Here is a 21,139-nt window from a genome sequence, read left to right on the forward strand (position 1 = left end):
CTCGCACCCCTCGAGGCGTCGTTGTTCCGTCGAATTTTACCCGAGCTGCATGCAGTTCGGGCCCGATACGTGCGTGCGCGGCCAGATCGGAGCACCCGACGACGCGGTGAGCTCGCCGGCACGTGCCGGCCGTGTCGCGTTCCGTCGGCTCAGTCGCAGTCCTGCCCTTGCACCGGGCACGCGCTGAGAATCTCCGCGCATCGACGAACGAGCAAGTGGTAACCTTCGAACCCGGTACCGGCTCCGGTTCGAGGTGATCGGTTGGAGGAAGTTGCGGTGCGTGCATGTGCCACCCTCTCCCGGACATCACCGGAGCGTTCGGGACCCCCACCGGAGGATCGAGGTGGCCGTGTCGGATACCGACCCTGCACGGGATAGCGTCGATGTCGATCGGTCCGATCGAGCCTCCTGCGTCGCAGGTCGTCATCCCGGGACGAACTCCTACCCCCTACCTCGAAGCACCCGGATCTACATCGCGGGTCACCGGGGACTGGTGGGATCGGCGCTGTGGCGCCACTTCGCAAAGCGCGGCTTCGAGAATCTGATCGGACGTAGTTCGGCCGAATTGGATCTGCGCGACGCCCGCGCTACCACGGAGTTCTTCGAGGCGACCCGCCCGCAGGTGGTGATCGCCGCAGCAGCACGGGTCGGCGGGATCGCAGCGAACGCTCGTCGACCCGCCGACTTCATCTCCGACAATGTGCGCATACAGGTGAACCTGCTGGACAGCGCCGTCGCGAGTGGCGTGAAGCGATTCCTCTTCCTGGGGTCGAGCTGCATCTACCCCAAGTTCGCAGAACAGCCGATTCGCGAAGAGGCACTCTTCACGGGTCCCTTGGAGGAGACGAACGAAAGCTACGCGGTCGCGAAGCTGGCCGGGATCGCGCACGTCACCGCCATCCGCCGCCAGCACGGCCTGCCCTACATCAGCGCGATGCCCACGAACCTCTACGGTCCGGGCGACAACTTCAGCCCGCACGACAGCCACGTCCTGCCCGCCATGATCCGTCGCCTCCATGACGCGGCCCGGGACAGCGCTCCGCATGCAACGTGCTGGGGCACGGGCCGGCCCCGGCGCGAGTTCATGTATGTCGACGACTTCGCGGATGCCTGCCACTTCCTGCTGGACCACTACGACGACTGCCGGCCGGTCAATGTGGGCACTGGTAGTGACGTAACGATCGCCGAGATCGCGCACCTTGTCGCCGACGTGGTCGGCTACCGCGGGGAGATTCGGTGGGATCCGTCGAAGCCGGACGGCACCCCGCGCAAGTTGCTCGACGTCCGACGCCTCACGGAACTCGGATGGACCGCGAAGACCCCGCTCGAGGAGGGCGTCCGGATGACATACGAGTGGTTCGTCGCGCATCAGGGAACCTGTCGCAGCTGATCCCACAGGGTCAGTGCGACGAGGTGCCCCACCCCGGCAGCTCGGGTCTGTCGATCCGGTGACCGCCTCGAGATTCGAGTGCCGCGAGGTCGGCGTCCACCATGATCTTCACGAGTTGGGGAGTGCGCACCCGAGGATTCCAGCCGAGGATCGCTCCGGCCTTCGCTGCGTCGCCGATCACCGAGTCGACCTCCGCGGGGCGAAGGTAGCGTTCGTCGAATCGCACGTACTTCTCCCAGTCGAGACCGGCGTGGTCGAACGCGAGGGCAAGGAATTCGCGCACGGAATAGCCTTCTCCCGTCGCCAGCACATAGTCGTCCGGGGTCTCGGCCTGCATCATCCGCCACATCCCCTCGACGTATTCGGGTGCGTAACCCCAGTCACGGACTGCGTCGACGTTGCCTATGTACAGATGCCGATCCAGGCCGGCCCGGATGCGAGCCACCGCACGGGTGATCTTTCGCGTGACGAAGGTTTCCCCCCGTCTGGGTGATTCGTGGTTGAACAGGATGCCGTTGACTGTGAAGAGACCATATGCCTCCCGGTAGTTGCGTGCCGTCCAGTAGGCGAACACCTTGGCGGTGCCGTACGGCGAGCGGGGATGGAACGGCGTCTCCTCATTCTGCGGCGGCGGCGATGCGCCGAACATCTCCGAACTCGACGCTTGGTAGAAGCGGCAGTCGAGTCCGATCTGGTGAATCGTCTCGAGCAGCCGAATTGTTCCGAGTGCTGTTGTTTCGGCGGTGTATTCCGGCTCGTCGAAACTCACGCGAACGTGTGACTGCGCCGCCAGGTGGTACACCTCGTCGGGACGAATCGCCGACAGCAGCGCCGTGAGCCGTGCCCCGTCGAGGAGTTCTCCGTAGTGCAGGAACAACCTCGCGCCGGGTACGTGAGAGTCCACGTACAGGTGTTCGATCCGGTGGGTGTTGAACGTCGAGGCACGGCGGATGACTCCGTGGACCTCGTAGCCCTTGTTCAGCAGCAACTCCGCGAGATAGGACCCGTCCTGTCCGGTTATGCCGGTCACGAGTGCGCGTTTGACCATCAGCGCGACCTCTGCCTGCGCGACTCGCGCACGAGATCCCCGATCCATTTCTCGTAGCGCTCCAGGGCCTCGTATGTGGACAAGGTTGTAGCGCAGTAGCGACGTCCCTGCTCTCCCATGTGTGCGGCGAGCGCCCCGTCCGTGCCCAATCGGACCGCCTCCCGGAGCAACAGGTCCGGTCGGTCGGCCGGGATACGGATACCGGCCCCTGATGCGGCGATCTCGGTCGCCGTGAATCCGTCCGCGTCGGTCGCCGCGAGGACAGGCTTGCCGGAGTTGAAATAGGACGTCAGCTTGCTGGGTACCGCCATCTGCGCGACGCCGGGTCGTTCGTTCACGAGAAGCACATCCGCAGCTCCGAGCGCTGAAGGAAAGTCCTCTTCTGTGACCGGCGGCAGGAACTGCAGTGTGGGGATTCCGGCGCCCGCAGCCTCCAGACGAACGCGCTGGTTGCCGTCACCGAGCAGGACGAACCGCACACGGCGGCCTTCGCGACTTGCCAGCCGGGCCGCCGCGACAACATTCTCCAAGCCCTGTTTGGTGCCCATGTTTCCAGCATGCAAGATCACCACCTCGTCGGAATCCCAGCCGTGTGCGGCACGGAATGCGGAGCTGGCCGCGGGATCCGGGGGTGCGACATGGTTCCAGTTCCGGATCGTGCGAATTCTTCTGCGGTCGACGCCGAGGTGCTCCTCGAGGATCTGCGCGAATCCGTCGTGGATTACCACAATGCCGTCCGCCGACCGAAGGAATGCAGATTCCACCGCCTGTGCCACGCAGGCGGACAAGCCCGACAGCGCCGCCGCCTCCACGACCCCACGGCTGTAGAGGTCGTGGACGATGACGCCGATTGCAGGTCGCCGCCACGACAGCCGTGCGCGCACCACGGACAGTCCTGCCGCCAGCAATGGTGGACTCACGCAGAGGACGACGTCGGGTCCGTTCCATCGCGCGAGCAGAAGCTGAAGCCCGAAGCTCATCTCCATCAACGCTCGACCGACTGCCGTAGCACCCCGCGGGACGTGGTGACCGAAGCGCCGAATCCGAACGCGATCCTCGATTTCGTCGGATCGGAACCGGAAACCTCCGTCCAGGCGCTTCCATTGCGGATAATGAGGGAATCCGGTCAGAACTTCGACTTCGTGCCCACGCGCGGCCAATCCGGACGCGAGAAGGGTCGTATAGGGCGCGATCCCGGTCGGCTCTGGGGCGAAGTTGATGCCCAGGATCGCGATACGAACCTTCGGTCCGGTCATGAGAACCGAGGGTAGTACGCGCGAACCACGCAAACGGCGCATCGAACCGGATCGAGATCGGCCCTGTCGTCGCACGGCGGTGATAGCATAGGCGTCTTGCGAACGTCGAGAGCCTGATCACCGGAGGGGGATCTGTGGCCGGCACCCAACTGCGACGCATACTCGTGGATTCTCCGACATCTCTGGGCGCCAGAACGAGGATGCGGCGTTGGCAGATGTTTCGTGAGGCATTCCCGGCGATCGAGAACATGCGGGTTCTGGATCTCGGCGGAACGATAGAGGCATGGCGCCGTGCCCCGGTCAGGCCCGAGCACGTTACGGTACTCAATCTCTTCGAGCCCGGTGAGTCCGACGACGGGTGGATCGTTCCCGTCCTCGGTGATGCGTGCGATGCGACCCGCGTCCTTGCACAGGCGGACGTCGACTCCCGCTTCGACATCGTGTTCTCGAATTCACTCATCGAGCACGTGGGCGGACATGCCCGCAGAGCGGAGCTGGCGCGACAGGTCCGGCGCCTCGCGCCGCACTATTGGATTCAGACGCCATATCGTTACTTCCCCCTCGAACCGCACTGGCTCTTTCCCGGAATGCAGTTTCTGCCTGCCGCTGCCCGGGTCGCCATTGCCGCACACTGGCCCTTGGTCCACACGAGGCCGGCGAACATCGACGAGGCGCGCAACGAGGTTCTGTGGACCGAACTGGTGAGCATCACAGAGATGCGCGACTACTTCCCCACGGCGACCATTCTGCGCGAACGGATACTGGGTGTCCCCAAATCGATCATCGCGGTGGGCTGACGGATGCCACTCCCGACACCCGATTCGACCCGAAATCCTGGGGTGCTTTCCGACAGAGCGCTCCGTCCGAGTCGAAGATTCGACGGCAAGGCCGGAGGTAGCATCGAAATGGAACAGGCCCCGATGGCGATCCCGAACACGAATCGCCCGTTCGCCCGGTAGCGCAGCGCGGAGGACGTCCCGGATCGCTGCAATCGTGGTCCACCGCGTACACCCGGACATCCGACGCGCTGCAGCCCCCAGGGAGGGAAGGAAACACTCACGATGACGAAGTCCGCGACCATTCCGGGCCTGCGCGTCGGCGACCTGGTCGAGGTTCGAAGCGCCGAAGAGATCCTCGCGACGCTGGACGAACGGGGCGAGCTCGAGAACCTGCCCTTCATGCCGGAGATGCTCGGGTTCTGCGGCCGTCGGCTGACCGTGCACAAGGTTGCGCACAAGCTCTGCGACACCATTTCGGGCAGCGGCATCCACAGGATGGACAATGCGGTCCACCTGACCGATTCGCGCTGTGACGGCTCCGCGCACGGGGGCTGCCAGACAGCGTGTTCCCTGTACTGGAAGGAAGCCTGGCTCAAACGCGTCGGCCCCGGAACGCCGACTTCGTCCGTCTCCGGCCGTATCGAGATTCCATTGCTCGAGGTCAACACCCGCAAGGAACCGGGACCCGACGGCCGACCACGCTATTCGTGCCAGGCCACCGAGCTGATGCGCGCCGCGCCGACGTGCCTGCCGTTCCGCGATCTCGGCCAGTATGTGACGGACGTGAAGACCGGAAACGCCGGTCCCATCGACTCGATCAAGGCCTTTCTCGTAAGCCTGTTCAATCGCCTGCAGGACGCCAGCAGGCGGCGGCTACCGCGCAAGCTGTGGTTCCGCGACGGGCTGCCCTGGGGCTTCGTCGCGGGCAAGGCGGTCGGAAGGACGCCGACCGCCCACCTGAACCTCCAACCGGGCGAGATGGTACGCATCAAGCCCAAGGATCAGATCATGTTGACGCTCAACGAAGATCGGTTGAACCGGGGCATGGGCTTCGAGGAAGAGATGGCCCGCTACTGCGGCCGCACGGCACGAGTGCAGGCCCGGGTCACCAAATGTATAGACGAGAAGACCGGCGAGTTGCTGACCATGAAGAACCCCTGCATCGTGCTGGCGGACGTCGTCTGCAGCGGCGCGTACAACGCCAACTGCCCCCGCGAATTCGTGCCTTTCTGGCGGGAAATCTGGCTCGAACGTATCTGAAAACCGGACTCGGTGTCCGGTCCACCGAGTACCGGCCTGATCGAAGAAGCCGCCAGGCCTGTCGTCGCCCCGGCCCGAGCATTCCGCCCGAGGCGTGGAGGCACGGTGTAATGCACGAGTCGAGCGACGAGGGGGTGCCCGATGGGCCACACCGACACGCTGGTCTCCATCGGGTTGCCCGTTCGCGACGGGGCGGATCGCCTCGAGGTCGTGGTGCAATCGGTGCTCGCCCAGGACCACACCGACATCGAACTCGTGATCTGCGATAACGCCTCCACCGACGGGACCGAGGAGCTGTGCCGCAGCCTGGCGGAGCAACACAGCCGGGTCGTCTACCACCGGCACCCCGTGAACGTGGGCCTGCTCAACAACTACATCAGCGCGCTCCGGCTGGCCACCGGCACCTTCTTTCGGTGGGTAGGCGATGACGACTGGCTTGCACCGCGCTGCATCTCCAGGGCTCTGGAGGCGTTCGCAGCCGACGACCGGCTGATCCTGGTGACGAACCGAATCGAGTACACCGCTCCGGACGGCCTGACACGACTCAGCCCGCACCACGGCACGGCCCTCGCTTCCGACGACCCGGTTACGCGGTTCACCGCGATGCTGGGGATGCTGAACGAGGCCATCCCACTGGTCGACCCTCTGTACAGCTTGATCCGACGCGAACCCGCGGTACGGATCGAGCGTCGGAACATGCTGCGCGAAGACGAGGTGTTCGCCGCCAAGCTGGCGCTTGCCGGGCCATGGGGGCACGTGCCGGAGGTGCTGGCGCGACGGCACCTGACGCATGCGACACCGTCGATGCTGGCACGCAAGCTCGACGTACCGTCGTGGCAGGCGTACATCGCGACCACACTGGAGTGCAGGGAAATGGTGCGATCGCTGGCCGAGTACGACCTGAGCGCCGAGCAGCGGCGCAGGGCGCGGCGCGCAGTGGCCCAATTGTATGCACGGCGCCAGCAGGACTTGCTGATTCGAGTCGGCCGCAAGCTCACGCGCACGACCCGCCGACATGCAGGACGTCGCCAGACAGGTTAGGCCGCGGGCGGCGGGCTGCCGCATCCTGCCGGGTCGGGCGACCCCGACCGGCGTCGTCGCTCACGTCTGCGGCCAATACCTGCGCCAGTCGTCGCTCGACAATGGTCTTCGCTTACCGCGATCGGCTTCGGCGGCGTCTTCGGCTCTGCGGATCCGGCCGGCGAAAGCCACGACAGCGGTCCGCAGCGTCTGCTCGGCGCTGCCCTCACCGCAGATCCGTACCGAACCGAGCGATTCCGGTACCAGATCCGACGGAAATCCCGCCTTGGCGCTGCGGGTCAGCACCTTCTCGGTCAACGCCAGCGCCGGCTGCGCCATCGCGATGCCGTCCAGGCAGGAGGGCCGGGCCTTCTCCGCCGCCTTCGCCACCTCCCACGCCGCCTCCTGCTCGGCCACGTCGATCGGGCCGGTGTGACCGTTGGTCAGGTGCGGGCTGCGCAACGCGAGCTTGGTGACGAGCGTGTCGGCGACATCGTCGACGGTGAACGGGTCGGTGCCGGACTCCTGGGCGATCCGCGAGTGGAACAGCACCTGGAGCAACAGGTCTCCCAGTTCCTCGCGCAGGCCGTGCGGGTCACCTTCCTCGATCGCGTCGAGCAGTTCGTAGGTCTCCTCGAGCAGGTAGCGGCGCAACGAATCGTGCGTCTGCGTGACCTCCCAGCCGCCGAATCCCCACAGCCGGTCCATCACCTCCACGGCACGCAGCAGGCGCTCCCCCGGCGCGGGCGGGGCGGCGATCACCCGCTCACCCCGCCGCACGCGTTCACGCACCGCCTCGTGCCCGGCGTCGACGGCCACCAACGTCTCGGCGTCGGATCCCGCTGTCGCGCCGAGCGTTTCCCGAACCGCCGCCGGCACGTCGTCGGTGCAGGCGAGCGGCCCGGTCAGCAGCGGCACCGCCTCGAGCGGCACCGATCCGGGCCGGTACGGGTCGAGCAGAATCACCGTCACGGCCGTCGCCTCACATTCCCCGTCGCTGCGCTCGCCCCGGTCACATTCCCCGTCGCTGCGCTCGCCCCGGTCACATTCCCCGTCGCTGCGCTCGCCCCGGTCACACGCTCGCGACGGCCGGCACGCGCACGTCCACCGAACCCTGCGCCTTACCGTCGAGGGCGAGCAGGAAGTCCGCGATGTACTGCAGCAACTCGACGTCGCGCACCCGATCGGAGCCCACCCCACCGGTCCGCGGCAACGGCAGCTGCACCAGGCCGCTCGTGGCCCGGTACTGCGCCGCCGGGTAGAGCCGCTTGAGTCGCATCTGCTTCGAATCCGGCAGATGCATCGGCGAGATCTTCAGCTGGGTACCGGAGACCGCGACCTCCTCGAGGGCGTACTCGCGGCACAGCAGGCGCAGCTTGGCCACCGACACCAGCCGGCCGACCTCCTCGGGCAGCGGGCCGTAGCGGTCGACGAGTTCCTCGACCACCGCGGCGATCGCGTCGTCGTCGTGCGCCGCGGCGAGCTTGCGGTAGGCCTCGAGCCGCAGCCGGTCGGAGGTCACGTAGTCCGGCGGGATGTGGGCGTCGACCGGCAGGTCCACGCGCACCTCCTTGGCGGCCTCCTCCGTGGCGACGGGCCGGCCGTCCGCGGCGGCCCGGAAGGCCTCCACCGCCTCGCCGACGAGCCGCACGTACAGATCGAACCCGACGCCGGCGACGTGACCGGACTGCTCCGCGCCCAGCACGTTTCCCGCGCCGCGGATCTCGAGGTCCTTCATGGCCACGGCCATGCCCGCACCGAGGTCGGAGTTCTGGGAGATCGTGGCGAGCCGGTCGTACGCCGTCTCGGTCAGCGGCTTCTCCGGCGGATACAGGAAGTACGCGTAACCCCGCTCGCGGGACCGGCCGACGCGCCCGCGCAGCTGATGCAGCTGCGACAGGCCGAGCGAATCGGCGCGTTCGACGATGAGGGTGTTGGCGTTGGAGATGTCCAGGCCCGTTTCGACGATGGTGGTGCACACCAGGACGTCGTACTGACGTTCCCAGAAGCCCTGCACGGTCTTCTCGAGGGTGTCCTCGTTCATCTGCCCGTGCGCGACCGCCACCCGCGCCTCGGGGACGAGGTCACGAATCCGCTTGGCGGCCTTGTCGATCGAGCTGACCCGGTTGTGCACGTAGAACACCTGCCCGTCGCGCAGCAGCTCGCGACGGATGGCGGCGGCGACCTGCTTGTCCGCGTAGGCGCCCACGTAGGTGAGCACCGGGTGCCGCTCCTCGGGCGGGGTGAGGATCGTCGACATCTCGCGGATGCCGGCCATGCTCATCTCCAGGGTGCGCGGAATCGGCGTCGCGGACATGGTCAGCACGTCGACGTGCGTGCGCAGCGCCTTGATGTGCTCCTTGTGCTCGACGCCGAATCGCTGCTCCTCGTCCACGATCACGAGGCCGAGGTCCTTCCAGCGCACGCCGGTCTGCAGCAGCCGGTGGGTGCCGACGACGATGTCGACGGCGCCGTCGGCGAGGGCAGCGATCGTCTCCTTCGACTCGGCGGGATCGGTGAAGCGGCTCAGGCCCTTGACGGTGACGGGGAACGACGCCATCCGCTCCGTGAAGGTCTGCAGGTGCTGTTGCGCCAGCAGCGTGGTGGGCACCAGCACCGCGACCTGCTTGCCGTCCTGCACGGCCTTGAACGCGGCGCGCACCGCGATCTCGGTCTTGCCGTAGCCGACGTCGCCGATGACGACGCGGTCCATCGGGACCGCCTTCTCCATGTCGGCCTTGACCTCGGAGATGACGGTGAGCTGATCCTGGGTCTCGGTGAACGCGAACGCGTCCTCCATCTCCTTCTGCCACGGGGTGTCCGGGGCGAACGCGTGCCCGGGCGCAGCCTGGCGCGCCGCGTACAGCTGCACCAGCTCCCCGGCGATCTCACGAACAGCCTTGCGCGCCTTGCGTTTCGTGTTGGCCCAGTCGGAGCCGCCGAGCTTGCTCAGGGCGGGCATCTCGCCGCCGACGTAGCGGGAGAGCTGATCGAGGGACTCCATCGGCACGAACAGCCGGTCACCCGGCTGCCCGCGTTTGCTCGGGGCGTACTCGATGACCAGGTACTCGCGGCGGGCACCGCCCACGGTCCGTTCCACCATCTCGACGAAACGGCCGATGCCGTGCTGGTCGTGGACCACCATGTCCCCGGCGGTGAGCGCCAGCGGGTCGACCTGGTTGCGACGCTTGACCGGCGTGCGGCGCCCCTCGGCGGCGGTCACCCGGTTGCCCGTGAGGTCGGACTCGGTGACGAGCACCAGGCCGGGCACGTCCGCGCCGTCGCCCGGCAGGACCACGCCGTCGTGCAGCGCGCCGCACAGCACCCCGACCGTGCCGCGCACCGGCTCGGCGCCCGGATCGAGACGCGCGGCGGGCACGTCGTTCTCCTGCAGGCGCTCGAGCACCCGCTGCCCGGTGCCGGCGCCCGCGACGACGATCGCGGCCCGCCCGCCGGTGGTGACGTGCGCGCGCAGGTTCGCGAAGAGCATCGTCAGCAGCTCGTCCGAGCCGCGCACCTCCGGCGCCGGCTGCACGTCGAGCACGACCTCGGTGTCGGCGCCCGACGCCAGCGGGCTCAGCGTCCACCACGGCCGGCCCGCCGCCTCCGCCGTCTCCCGCACCTGGGTCAGCGGCCGGTACGCCGACGCGGCCAGGTCCACGCCCTTCATGTTGGCGGTGTCCAGCGGCGCGGCACCACCGAGCGAGGCCGCGGTCCACGACGCCTCGAGAAACTCCTGACCGGTGCGCATCAGATCCGCCGCGCGGGTGCGCACCTTCTCCGGATCGCACAGCAGCACGTGCGTGCCGGCCGGCACGACGTCGGTCAACAGCTGCAGCTCGCCCGTCTGCAGCACCGGCAGCAGCGCCTCCATGCCCTCGACCGGAATACCGGAGGCCATCTTGTCGAGCATCTCCACCAGCGCCGCATCGGCCGGGTTGTCCTGCGCCAGCCGGGCCGCGCGCTCCTTGACCTGCTCGGTGAGCAGCAGCTCCCGGCAGGGCGGGGCGATGAGGGTGCCCACCTCGAGTTCGGGGATGGACCGCTGGTCGGCGACGGAGAACGGGCGCAGTTCGGTGACCTCGTCGCCCCAGAACTCGACCCGCACCGGATGGTCCGCGGTCGGCGGGAAGACGTCGAGGATGCCGCCGCGCACCGCGAACTCGCCGCGCTTGCCGACCATGTCGGCGCGGGTGTAGGCCAGCTCGACGAGCCGCTCGATCAGCTCGTCGAAGTCGTGCTCCGCGCCGACCCGCAGGGTGACGGGCTCGATGTCGCCCAGACGCGGGGCCATCGGCTGCACCAGCGACCGCACGGTCGCGACGATCACCCGCAGCTCGGGGCCGTAGTCGCGGTCCTCGGGGTGGGCGAGCCGGCGCAGCACCTGCAACCGGCGGCCGACGGTGTCGGCGCTGGGCGAGAGCCGCTCGTGCGGCAGCGTCTCCCACGACGGGAACTGCGCGACGACGTCGCCGAGCATCTCGTGCAGTTCGGCCGTCAGGTCGTCCGCCTCGCGGCCGGTCGCGGTCACCACGAGCAGCGGCGTCTTCGCGGCCAGCGCGGCGGCGACGAACGGCCGGGCCGACGGCGGGGCCACCAGGGCCTGTTCGGCGGTCCCGGCGAGGGCGGCCACACGTTCGAGCTGAGCGTCGGCCAGCGCGATCCGCGCCAATCCGGACAGGGGGGTGACGGACACGTCGGACACGGGAAGGGCGCTCCTGGGTTCGAGAAGAGGACCGTCCGAGTCTATGCGGTGTCCGGTTCGGGCTGCCAGGACCACCGGGGGCGTCCGGTCACGGTCGGACCGGGTCCGCGGCCAGCAGATCGGCGCTGTTGTCGCCGAGATCGCGACGGGCCCACGCGGCCAGCCGGGTCTGCAGGGCGGCGTCGGGGGTCTCCTCGCCGGGCCCGAGCCACCGCCGTCGCGCCATCCGCAGCAGCACGCGCCGGCAACGCTGCGGCTCGGCGTCGAGCACGTACGCGACGAACGCGTCCGGCGTCTGCGGCTCGACCCCGGACCGCTCGAGCGAGCGAGCGAGACCGGCGTCGGTGGTGACGACGACGTCGGCCTGCGCGAACAGCGCCACCGCGGTCAGGTGCGCGTCGCGGGGATCGCTGATGTACGGCACCTCCCGCAGCACCGTGGCCGGCCAGGTCACCCGGGCCTCGGGGAAGGCGGTTTCGAGTTCGGCGAACAGGAAGTCCCGCGCCGGGCGCGACATGTGCGACGGCAGCCGCCGCTCCACCTCGGCGACGATGCCGTCGCTCCAATAGGGCTGGAACAGCGTGTCTTCGGCCAGGGCGAGCAGCACGTCGCGCACGCGTGGCGGCGTCAGCGCCGGCGCGTCGAGTACCGCTCGGATCGGCACGACCGTTCCCCCTAGAAGTCGTCGTCGTAGAGGCCGTCGCGGCGGCTCAGGTCGGCGACGGTGTCCAGGGCCCGGGTCCGGGTCTCGGCGCGCCGCTCGGCGTAGGCGAGGACGTCGGCGCGGCGGATGCGGCGGTGCAGGCCGCGGAACCGGGACGGCAGGGTGCCGTCGTCGACGAGGCGGCCCACATGCCGGCGACCGACGCCGAGCACGTCCGCCGCCTGGGCGGTGGTGAGCATCGCCGGCACCGGGGTGATGGTCACGGCGGCGGCGGCGCCGAGCTCGTCCAGGGTGCGGGCGAGTGCCGCACCGGCCGCGTCCGCGTCGAACGGTCCCAGGGTCACGGCGGCGATCGTGTCAGGCGGAGGCACCGAACGCAATCGCCCGGCTACACCCGCAGCCGGCGCGAGACGAACTGCCGGAAGTACTCGACCTTGTCGGCGGGCACGAGCGCGGGCACCAACAGGCGCCACATGTTCTCGAGGTGCTCGACGAGCTCGTCCCGACGATTCAGTGCCGCCGCGACCGCGCGAGCCCCGGTCAGGGCCTGCAGCACGAGCAGGCCCACCGCGTCCGGTTCGAGCTCCTCGCTCAGGTCGCCCTCCGCGAGGGCCCGCTTGGCGAGATCCTGCACCGTCGAGAGCCAGATCGCGAAGACCCCTTCCCCGGACCCGCGGTAGTCGCCGATCTCGATCACCAGCCGGAACATGGCGCGCACGATCGGGTCGGCGCGGGACACGTCGACCGTGAGGACCGACAGTTCGATCATGGTCTCGAGGGCGGGGGTCCGGTCGCTGATCGCGCTCAGCCCGGCCGAACCCAGCCGGGCGAAGCCCTCGTCGATGACCGCGCGGGCCAGCTCCTCCTTGGAGGCGAAGTGGAAGTACAGCGCGCCCTTGGTGACACCGGACTGCTGGATGATCTCGTTGAGGCTGGCGTTGGCGTAGCCGAGATTCATGAACACTTCCGCGGCGCCGCGCAACACGGAGTCGCGCGTCACCTCGGCGCGAACCTGCCGGGCCATTCATCCCCCTCGATGCGGGCTCGGCGCCACCCGGCGACCCGGACGATCGGCGCCGATCGCCGCTCCGCTGGGTACCACGATCACCTCGCAATTGCTCGTCGAGTCGGCTGGGCAACGATACCACCTGGTAGGGGCGCGATCGGGAGTTCGCATCGCCCGGTCAGTCGGTCCCGAGCTGCGGATTCGCCTCCAGATGGGTGAGGCCGTTCCAGCACAGGTTCACCAGGTGGGCGGCCACGACCTCCTTCGACGGGCTGCGCTCGTCCAGCCACCACGTGGCGGCCGTCGCGACCATGCCCACCAGCGCCTGCGCATACAGCGGGGCCAGGTCCGGGTCGAAGCCCCGGCGGGAGAAGTCGCCGGCGAGGATGTGCGCCACCTGCCGCACCGCCTCGTTCAGCAGGGACGAGTACGTGCCCTCCTCCGCGGCGACCGGGGAGTCCCGCACGAGGATGCGGAAGCCGTCGGTGCGTTCCTCGACGTAGGTGAGCAGGGCGAGCGCCACCCGCTCGACCCGGATGCGCGAGCGGTTCTGCGTCAGGCTCGCGCTGATCATCGACATCAGGGTCGACATCTCCCGGTCCACGACCACGGCGTACAGGCCTTCCTTGCCGCCGAAGTGCTCGTAGACCACGGGCTTGGAGACCTGGGCCCGCTGGGCGATCTCCTCGATCGACGCCGCCTCGTAGCCGCGCTCGGCGAAGATCGCCCGCCCGATCTCGATGAGCTGTTCCCGGCGCTGGGTCCCGGTCATCCGGACCCGGGGGCTGCGGTCGGCGTGGTTCTGCGACGGTTTCGACACGTGTACATCCTTTCCGGCACCCGGCCGGACCCTGTGCCACCGGAAAACACCGAGGACGACGCGCGGCGGGTTGCGATCAGCCTATCCGTGGCGGCGACGCGCCCGGCCCCGCGTTCGACTCCGGGTGTGGCGGCATGCGAGGATCACAGACGCATGACCGGGGCGTCGGCGCCGGGAATGCGGCAGTCCGCCGTGGTGTAATCGGCAGCACCTCTGATTTTGGTTCAGATAGTTCAGGTTCGAGTCCTGGCGGCGGAGCGGGGCAGTCGGGGCCGGCGAGCTCCCCTGCCGGTGCCGAACCTGCGCATGTCGAACGTCGAGGGAGCTTCATGCAAGTGCAGACCGCAGTTGTCGTTCTGGCGGCCGGAGCGGGTACGCGAATGCGATCCAAGACCCCGAAGGTGCTGCACACACTCGGGGGTCGCACGATGCTCGCCCATTCGCTGCACGCGGCCGCAGAGCTGGACCCGAGCCACCTGGTGGTGGTCGTCGGGCACGAGCGCGAGCGGGTTTCCGCCGCGACCGCCGAGATCGCCGAGACGCTCGACCGCAAGGTGTCGATCGCGGTCCAGGACCGGCAGCTCGGTACCGGGCACGCGGTGCAGTGCGGGCTCGACGCGCTGCCCGGCGACTTCTCCGGCGTGGTCGTCGTCACCAACGCCGATGTCCCGCTGCTCGACGGCCACACCCTCGAGGCTCTCGAAGCCGAGCACCTCGCCGAACCGGCGCAGTCGGCGGTGACCGTCCTGACGTTCCTCGCCGACGATCCCACCGGGTACGGCCGCATCGTCCGGAACGGCCACGGCGAGATCCGCGAGATCGTCGAGGAGACCGACACCGACGCCGAGCAGGCTGCCATCAACGAGGTCAACGCCGGCATCTACGCCTTCGACGCGAAGTTCCTCCGCAGCGCGCTGACCCGGCTGCGGGCCCACAATGCGCAGGGCGAGCTGTACCTGACGGACGTCGTCACGATCGCCCGGGAGGACGGCCTGCCGGTGTTCGCCGCCCAGCTCGCCGACCCGATGAAGGTCGCGGGCGCGAACGACCGGGTGCAGCTCGCGGCGCTCGCCGCGCAGTTGAACCGGCGCACCCTCGAGCACTGGATGCGGGCGGGTGTGACCGTGATCGACCCGTCCAGCACGTGGGTGGACGTCGACGTCGTCCTCGCCCGGGACGTGACCCTGCACCCCGGGGTGCAGCTGCACGGCCGGACTGTGATCGACGAGGACGCGGTGATCGGCCCGGACACCACGCTGACGAACGTGCGGATCGGCGCCGGGGCGTCGGTCGTGCGCACCCACGGGTCGGACTCCGTGATCCGCGAGGGCGCGACCGTCGGGCCGTTCGCCTACCTGCGGCCGGGCACCGACCTCGGCGAGTCCGGCAAGATCGGCACGTTCGTGGAGACCAAGAACGCCGAGATCGGCGCGCACTCGAAGGTGCCGCACCTGACCTACGTCGGCGACGCCACCATCGGCGAGTACTCGAACATCGGGGCCTCGAGCGTGTTCGTCAACTACGACGGCGTGCACAAGTCGCGCACGGTCGTCGGATCCCACGTCCGGACCGGGTCGGACACCATGTTCGTGGCCCCCGTGACGGTCGGCGACGGAGCTTACACCGGCGCCGGCACGGTCCTGCGCCGCAACGTTCCGCCGGGGGCGCTTGCGGTGTCGGGTGCGCCACAGCGCAATATTGAAGGCTGGGTCCAGCGAAACCGACCCGGGACCCCCGCGGCCGAGGCAGCGTCTGCAGCACGGCAGCAGCAAGAGATCGAACGGCATAAGGACGGCCAGGACCAGTGACCTCCAATTGGATCGACAACCAGAAGAACTTGATGCTCTTCTCCGGCCGGGCCCACCCCGAGCTGGCCGAGCAGGTGGCGAAGGAGCTCGACGTCCAGGTCACCCCGCAGACCGCGCGTGACTTCGCCAACGGCGAGATCTTCGTGCGGTTCGAGGAGTCCGTGCGCGGCTCCGACGCGTTCGTGCTGCAGAGCCACCCGTTCCCGCTCAACCAGTGGGTGATGGAACAGCTCATCATGATCGATGCGCTCAAGCGAGGCTCGGCCAAGCGCATCACCGCCGTCCTGCCGTTCTACCCGTACGCCCGCCAGGACAAGAAGCACCGCGGCCGTGAGCCCATCTCCGCCCGCCTGATCGCCGATCTGCTCAAGACCGCCGGCGCGGACCGCATCATCACCGTCGATCTGCACACCGACCAGATCCAGGGCTTCTTCGACGGACCGGTCGACCACATGCACGCCCAGGGCCAGCTCGCCGAGTACATCCGCGACAGGTACGGCGTCGAGAACATCGCCGTGGTCTCCCCCGACTCCGGCCGCGTCCGCGTCGCCGAGAAGTGGGCCGACACCCTCGGGGGCGCCCCGCTGGCGTTCATCCACAAGACCCGCGACCCGCTGGTCCCGAACCAGGTCAAGTCCAACCGCGTGGTCGGTGAGGTCGAGGGCCGCACCTGCATCCTCATCGACGACATGATCGACACCGGCGGCACCATCGCCGGGGCCGTGAAGATCCTGAAGGAGGCCGGCGCGGGCGACGTCGTCATCGCCGCCACCCACGGCGTGCTCTCGCACCCCGCCTCCGAGCGCCTCGCCGCGTGCGGTGCCGAGGAGGTCATCGTCACCAACACGCTGCCGATCGACGACGAGAAGCGGTTCCCGACGCTCACCGTCCTGTCGATCGCGCCGCTGCTCGCGCGCACCATCCAGGAGGTGTTCGAGAACGGCTCGGTGACGTCGCTGTTCAACGGTTCCGCGTAGTCGCGGAAGGCGGTGTACCTTCGGACCGTCACCGGACCGAAAGGACACCCGGCATGTTCACCGGCTTCCCCGTTGCCGCCCTCGACTTCTACGAAGACCTCGAGGCGGACAACAGCAAGCCGTTCTGGGCCGCGCACAAGGCCGTCTACGACGACTGCGTGCGCGGCCCGATGCTTGCCCTGCTCGCGGAACTCGAACCGGAGTTCGGCCCGGGCAAGGCGTTTCGTCCGCATCGCGACGTCCGCTTCAGCGCGGACAAGTCGCCGTACAAGACTCATCAGGGCGGATTCGTGCAAACCGGGCCCGGCGTCGGGTTCTACGTGCAGATCGACGCCGCCGGGCTGCGGATCGCCGGCGGCTTCTACGCGGGCTCGTCCGCACAGGTCTCCGCATACCGTGCCACCGTGGACGATTCGCGCCACGGCCCCCGGCTCGAGACGCTCGTGCGGCGGCTGCGCCGGGCCGGGTACGAGATCGGTGGCGAACGGCTGAAGACCCGTCCGCGCGGCGTCGCGGAGGACCACCCCCGTCTCGACCTGCTGCGGCACAAGTCCCTCACCGCCGCGCGGGAGCACCCGTCGCCCGAGTGGCTCGACACGCCGCGCACCCTCGACGAGGTGCGCACCACCTGGCGCGACGTCCGGCCGCTCGTGGAGTGGCTGACCGCCGCCACCGCCGCCTGAAAAGCGTTCGCATCGCGGTCGATTCCGAGCCCCCTCGGCAAACCGATCGGTATGGAAAGTCGTGTGGCACAAGGCTTTGCCGCCCGGACGCCGACGGTTAACATGATCTTCATCACTCCGACATCCCTCAGCCGCAGGTCGTGCAGGACCCCCCCGACCGACCGGGCCGGCTTTGACTTAAGGTGGCTCCTCGTGATCGACGCTCAAACCCTCGAGGCCCCCACCGAAAACGCGAAACTCGAGACCGTCCGCCGGTGGAGGCCGGGAGCCTGCGTCTGGTGCGGCGACACCGATTCCGTCGAGGAGTTCCGCAACGAACCCCGTTGCGCCACTTGCCGCACGCACGAGTCGATCATCGACGAGGCGCGCAAGTTCGTCGGCATGTACGGCCTGCGTCCCATCGGCGGCACCCTGCAGTCGGACGACGAGGAGGAGTACGAGCACCGCAAGGCCGCCCGCGACTCACGCCGCGTCCTCAACGACATCCGGCTCGCCGAACAGCCCGACCCCGCCCTCGTCCGCAAGGCCCTGCGCCCCCGCGCCGCCGCCGTCGTCGCCGAGACCGCCCCGGCGCGCCGGACCGCCACGCCGCGCACGTCCTCGTCGCGCCCGTCGCAGCGCGCCGCCTCCGAGCCGGCCCCCGCGCCGGTGCGCACCGGCGCCGTCGACGTCGACGAGATCCAGAACCGCGCCCTCGCGCTGCTCGACCAGCTCTCCGCGATCGACGCGCAGCTCGCCCTCGTCGCCGAGCAGTCCGGCCTCGCCGCCCGCGCCCGCCGCGGTGACCTCGAGAAGCAGAAGGCCACCGTCCTGCGCACCCTGGCTGCCCTGGAGAAGGCCCGGCTCAGCGCCACCCGATAGGGAACTTTCTCGCCCCGAGGGGGAGGTTGTCGCGGCATCGTTCGAGTGCCGCAGTCGACAACCTCCCCCTCGTCGCATATATCACCTGGTGGGACTACGCATACCGGACATCCCTCCCCTCGATCCGTAAGAGACCAGGTAGTCTGCCCGTGCCGAAGGGTCTGTCGGGGACACCGGGGTATCGGTGGAGACCGCACATGCAGGCTTGCGTGGACCGACCGATCGAGAGGAGTTGCCGTGAGTGTCCCCGGCGCCGGCCGTACGGGGGTACCGACGTGGCGGGCGCTGGCCACCGCGCTGCCCCGTCCTCGCCTGTTCGAGATGCTCGACCGCGGGTCTGCGCTGACGGTGGTCCACGCACCGGACGGGTTCGGCAAGAGCACGCTGCTCGCCACGTGGCTGCACGGCGGCGGCGTACCCGGGCGCGACGTCGCGTGGGTGCCGGCGGCGACGGACGACGGGACACCGGACCGCATCTGGTCCGACGCGTGCGCGGTGCTGGGCGACCATGTCGTGGCCGGCGACCCGGTCGACCGGCTCGCCTCGACCCTCGGCGGAACGCCGTCCCTGCTCGTCCTCGACGGGCTCCCCGGCACCGCCCTCGACGACCTGCTGCCGGCGATCCGGCAGCTGCTGGATCGCTGCCCGTCCGTGGACGTCGCCGTCTGTCTTCGCGGCAGCACCACGTCCGCCACCGTGGCCGCGGCGGGCCTCGACTGCACGTTCGTCTCCGCCCACGACCTCCGGTTCACGCCCCGGGAGACGGCGGAACTCTTCCGCGCCGCCGGGGTGGAACTCGGGATCGACGAGTACGGCGACCTGTGCCGCGCCCTGGGCGGGCTGCCCCAGCTGATCTCGGGCGCCCTGAACGTCGCCCGGCTGCACCGGGGCGCACCGGTCGACGAGGAGGGCCGGCCCTCCCCCGACCTGGCCGTCGCCATCGCCGGGTTCGCGTCCGGTCTGCTCGACACGCTCACCGCCGAGGAACGGGCGTTCGCGATGTGCGTCGTCGCCGCCCGCGATCTCGACGCGGAACTCGCCGCCGAGCTCACCGGCCGGCCCGAGCCGGCCGCGCTGCTCGACCGTCTCGAGGCGCGAGGCCTGCTCGTCGTCGACGAGGCGGACGAGACACGGACGTGGTCGTGGCCGTCGGCCCTGCGGTCGGCGGTACTGGAACAGGCCCGGCAGGAGGAGCCCGCACGGGTCGACGAGCTGATGACCTTTCTCGCGCGCCTGCACCGGGATGCGGGCCGGCCGGCGCAGGCCGCGGTGTACGCGGCCGAGGCTCGCAACTGGACGATGGCCGCGGGCATCGTGGAGCGCAGCTGGGGCGAGATGGTCTCCGAGCACCTGGAGGTGCTCATCCTCGTGTTGCGGACGATCCCGGAGGACTTCCTGGAGGACTACCCGGCGGTGCTCGCCGGACGGGCGCTGTTCGTGCAGATGCTCGCCGATCACCCCATCCTGCGGGCGTCGCTTCCGAGCGAACCCGACGAGCTGCACACGCTCGGCGCCGGGCCGGACGCCGCGAACGTCCTGCACCTGGCGACGGTGCAGTCGCTCGCGCTGCGTGTCGCCGGGGACTTCGTCCAGGGCGCCGACTGCACGCGACGGCTCGAGCCGCTGGTACAGAGCATGCTCCTGCACCAGCCGGACAACATCACCCCGCAGCTGCCGCTGCTGCGGGTCCAGTGGGCGATCACCTTCCAGCTCGTCGCGGAGCTGGCCGAATCCAACCGGCAGTTCGAACTGGCCTACCGCGGCGGTGTCGCCGCGGACACCCCCTACATCGTCCAGAACGCCGCGGGCAGCTCGGCGCTCAACTGGGCTCTGGTCGGCGACGTCCCGCGCGCCCGCCGGTGGCTCGACCGGGAGGCGACGACGGAACCGTCCGACGGGCTCTTCGGCGAACTCGTCAAGGTCGGCGGCCGGGTCGCCGCGGCCCTGACCCATCTCGACGCGCTCGACGTGGGCGCGGCCGAGTCGATGATCGAGCTGCTCGGCGCGCCCAGCGATCGGGAGGAGCTGTGGGGGTTCGTCGCCTACGCCCACGCCCAGCACGCCCTGCTCACCCTCGAGGCGTACGCGGGTCTGACGTGGTTGCACCACACCGTCGCCGGCCACGCCCACCGGCACGGCGACGGCGCATTCTCCCGGACGCTGCTCACCGCGACGGAGATCGACCTGCACCTGGCTCTCGGCAACGGCAACCTGGCCCGCGCCGTGGCGGACCAGGAGCCCCGGCACCATCCGATACTCGTCGTCTCCGACGCGCGGGTGGACCTGCTCGGTGGGAGTCCCGACCGGGCCGCCAAGAAGCTCGCGCGGGTGTCGTGGCCGGACTGCGGATTCCCGCGGGCCCATCTCGAGGCGTTGCTGCTGGACGCCGCCGCGCAGCTCGATCTCGGCAATCCCCGGTCCGCGATCGTGTGCTGGGAGCGCGCCTGCACGCTCGCCCGGACGCTCGGCAATCGGCGCGCCTTCACGACCGTGCCGGACCGGCATCGGCGAGAGCTCGTCGAGCGCAGCGGTATTGCGGTGCCGGGCGGTTCCGTCGAGGCGGTGTTCCCGGACGAGGTCGTGCGGGTCGAGCTGTCCCCGCGGGAGAGGCGGGTGCTCGCGTTGCTGGCCGACGGATCACCGCAGAGCGAGATCGCCCGGCTCCTGTTCGTCTCCCCGAACACGGTCAAGACGCAGCTGCGCAGCATCTACCGCAAGCTCGAGGTCCACACCCGGGTCGAGGCCATCACCCGGGCGCGGGAGCTGCGGCTGCTGCCGGTGACCGGTGAGCTCTAGGCGCGCTTCCGCGGCCCTTTCCGGCGCCGACGTCCCCTCCCGAACCGAGCGAATGTATCGCTCATC

The 21,139-nt window shown here is 69.4% G+C and carries 17 protein-coding genes and 1 tRNA gene; 10 read left to right on the forward strand and 8 right to left on the reverse strand.

Annotation, left to right across the window (positions count from 1 at the left end; genetic code table 11):
• The first annotated feature begins 466 nt into the window (after positions 1–466).
• Entirely contained in the window at positions 467–1,390 is a 924-nt protein-coding gene (locus OCS65_RS21560) for a GDP-L-fucose synthase family protein (RefSeq protein ID WP_072634652.1), read from the forward strand.
• 10 nt (positions 1,391–1,400) lie between these two features.
• Here OCS65_RS21560 and gmd read toward each other — a convergent pair whose 3' ends face one another.
• Positions 1,401–2,438, reverse strand: coding sequence for a GDP-mannose 4,6-dehydratase (gene gmd / locus OCS65_RS21565; protein WP_231771890.1), 1,038 nt, complete (start codon positions 2,436–2,438; stop codon positions 1,401–1,403).
• Positions 2,438–3,694, reverse strand: a complete 1,257-nt coding sequence (locus tag OCS65_RS21570; RefSeq protein WP_231771891.1) for a glycosyltransferase family 4 protein — start codon at positions 3,692–3,694, stop codon at positions 2,438–2,440. Before OCS65_RS21570 ends, gmd begins: the two co-directional genes overlap by 1 nt.
• 134 nt (positions 3,695–3,828) lie before the next feature.
• Here OCS65_RS21570 and OCS65_RS21575 point away from each other — a divergent pair, with 134 nt between their 5' ends.
• The 3 genes from OCS65_RS21575 (at position 3,829) to OCS65_RS21585 (ending at position 6,774) form a co-directional block, all read left to right on the forward strand.
• Positions 3,829–4,491, forward strand: coding sequence for a hypothetical protein (locus OCS65_RS21575; protein WP_050034789.1), 663 nt, complete (start codon positions 3,829–3,831; stop codon positions 4,489–4,491).
• A 264-nt stretch (positions 4,492–4,755) separates the two neighbouring features.
• Positions 4,756–5,733, forward strand: a complete 978-nt coding sequence (locus OCS65_RS21580; protein WP_050034788.1) for a hypothetical protein — start codon at positions 4,756–4,758, stop codon at positions 5,731–5,733.
• Between the two features lie 141 nt (positions 5,734–5,874).
• Positions 5,875–6,774 (forward strand): glycosyltransferase family 2 protein, encoded by a 900-nt coding sequence (locus OCS65_RS21585; RefSeq protein ID WP_231771892.1) that lies wholly within the window; start codon positions 5,875–5,877, stop codon positions 6,772–6,774.
• A gap of 60 nt (positions 6,775–6,834) precedes the next feature.
• On the opposite strand, the gene OCS65_RS21590 is transcribed toward OCS65_RS21585, so the two are convergent.
• The 6 genes from OCS65_RS21590 to OCS65_RS21615 all read right to left on the reverse strand — a co-directional run bounded on the left by OCS65_RS21590 (position 6,835) and on the right by OCS65_RS21615 (position 13,900).
• Positions 6,835–7,725, reverse strand: coding sequence for a nucleoside triphosphate pyrophosphohydrolase (locus OCS65_RS21590; RefSeq protein ID WP_050034786.1), 891 nt, complete (start codon positions 7,723–7,725; stop codon positions 6,835–6,837).
• Positions 7,726–7,825: 100 nt separating this feature from the next.
• Positions 7,826–11,458 (reverse strand): transcription-repair coupling factor, encoded by a 3,633-nt coding sequence (mfd, locus tag OCS65_RS21595; protein WP_050034785.1) that lies wholly within the window; start codon positions 11,456–11,458, stop codon positions 7,826–7,828.
• Between the two features lie 88 nt (positions 11,459–11,546).
• Entirely contained in the window at positions 11,547–12,122 is a 576-nt protein-coding gene (locus OCS65_RS21600; protein ID WP_006938885.1) for a PIN domain-containing protein, read from the reverse strand.
• 11 nt (positions 12,123–12,133) lie between these two features.
• The gene (locus tag OCS65_RS21605; protein WP_006938886.1) at positions 12,134–12,466 is read right to left on the reverse strand and encodes a helix-turn-helix domain-containing protein; all 333 of its coding nucleotides are present in this window, start codon (positions 12,464–12,466) and stop codon (positions 12,134–12,136) included.
• A 44-nt stretch (positions 12,467–12,510) separates the two neighbouring features.
• Positions 12,511–13,146, reverse strand: a complete 636-nt coding sequence (locus OCS65_RS21610; protein WP_029542131.1) for a ScbR family autoregulator-binding transcription factor — start codon at positions 13,144–13,146, stop codon at positions 12,511–12,513.
• A 160-nt stretch (positions 13,147–13,306) separates the two neighbouring features.
• Positions 13,307–13,900 carry a TetR/AcrR family transcriptional regulator gene (locus OCS65_RS21615; RefSeq protein ID WP_037201479.1) on the reverse strand — a complete coding sequence of 198 codons (594 nt, stop codon included), beginning with the start codon at positions 13,898–13,900 and terminating at the stop codon, positions 13,307–13,309.
• Between the two features lie 234 nt (positions 13,901–14,134).
• Here OCS65_RS21615 and OCS65_RS21620 point away from each other — a divergent pair.
• The 6 genes from OCS65_RS21620 (at position 14,135) to OCS65_RS21645 (ending at position 21,073) form a co-directional block, all read left to right on the forward strand.
• Positions 14,135–14,206 (forward strand) — tRNA-Gln (locus OCS65_RS21620).
• Positions 14,207–14,277: 71 nt separating this feature from the next.
• Positions 14,278–15,756, forward strand: coding sequence for a bifunctional UDP-N-acetylglucosamine diphosphorylase/glucosamine-1-phosphate N-acetyltransferase GlmU (gene glmU, locus OCS65_RS21625; RefSeq protein WP_065922874.1), 1,479 nt, complete (start codon positions 14,278–14,280; stop codon positions 15,754–15,756).
• Positions 15,753–16,733 carry a ribose-phosphate diphosphokinase gene (locus OCS65_RS21630; RefSeq protein ID WP_006938895.1) on the forward strand — a complete coding sequence of 327 codons (981 nt, stop codon included), beginning with the start codon at positions 15,753–15,755 and terminating at the stop codon, positions 16,731–16,733. The genes glmU and OCS65_RS21630 overlap by 4 nt, the downstream gene beginning before the upstream one ends.
• Before the next feature lie 53 nt (positions 16,734–16,786).
• Complete coding sequence (locus tag OCS65_RS21635) at positions 16,787–17,416, forward strand: DUF2461 domain-containing protein (protein WP_006938897.1); 630 nt, start codon at positions 16,787–16,789, stop codon at positions 17,414–17,416.
• A 192-nt stretch (positions 17,417–17,608) separates the two neighbouring features.
• The gene (locus OCS65_RS21640; protein ID WP_006938898.1) at positions 17,609–18,277 is read left to right on the forward strand and encodes a hypothetical protein; all 669 of its coding nucleotides are present in this window, start codon (positions 17,609–17,611) and stop codon (positions 18,275–18,277) included.
• Between the two features lie 237 nt (positions 18,278–18,514).
• On the forward strand, positions 18,515–21,073 hold the full coding sequence (locus OCS65_RS21645; protein ID WP_065922875.1) for a helix-turn-helix transcriptional regulator: 2,559 nt from the start codon (positions 18,515–18,517) through the stop codon (positions 21,071–21,073).
• Positions 21,074–21,139 lie beyond the last annotated feature (66 nt).

It is taken from the genome of Rhodococcus aetherivorans, assembly GCF_025722975.1.
GTDB lineage: Bacteria > Actinomycetota > Actinomycetes > Mycobacteriales > Mycobacteriaceae > Rhodococcus > Rhodococcus aetherivorans.

Coding starts and splice junctions, on each gene's coding strand:
- gmd (WP_231771890.1), bottom strand. CDS start 2,438: ATGGTCAAACGCGCACTCGTGACCGGCATAACCGGACAGGACGGGTCC.
- OCS65_RS21570 (WP_231771891.1), bottom strand. CDS start 3,694: ATGACCGGACCGAAGGTTCGTATCGCGATCCTGGGCATCAACTTCGCC.
- OCS65_RS21580 (WP_050034788.1), top strand. CDS start 4,756: ATGACGAAGTCCGCGACCATTCCGGGCCTGCGCGTCGGCGACCTGGTC.
- OCS65_RS21585 (WP_231771892.1), top strand. CDS start 5,875: ATGGGCCACACCGACACGCTGGTCTCCATCGGGTTGCCCGTTCGCGAC.
- OCS65_RS21610 (WP_029542131.1), bottom strand. CDS start 13,146: ATGGCCCGGCAGGTTCGCGCCGAGGTGACGCGCGACTCCGTGTTGCGC.
- OCS65_RS21615 (WP_037201479.1), bottom strand. CDS start 13,900: ATGACCGGGACCCAGCGCCGGGAACAGCTCATCGAGATCGGGCGGGCG.
- glmU (WP_065922874.1), top strand. CDS start 14,278: ATGCAAGTGCAGACCGCAGTTGTCGTTCTGGCGGCCGGAGCGGGTACG.
- OCS65_RS21635 (WP_006938897.1), top strand. CDS start 16,787: ATGTTCACCGGCTTCCCCGTTGCCGCCCTCGACTTCTACGAAGACCTC.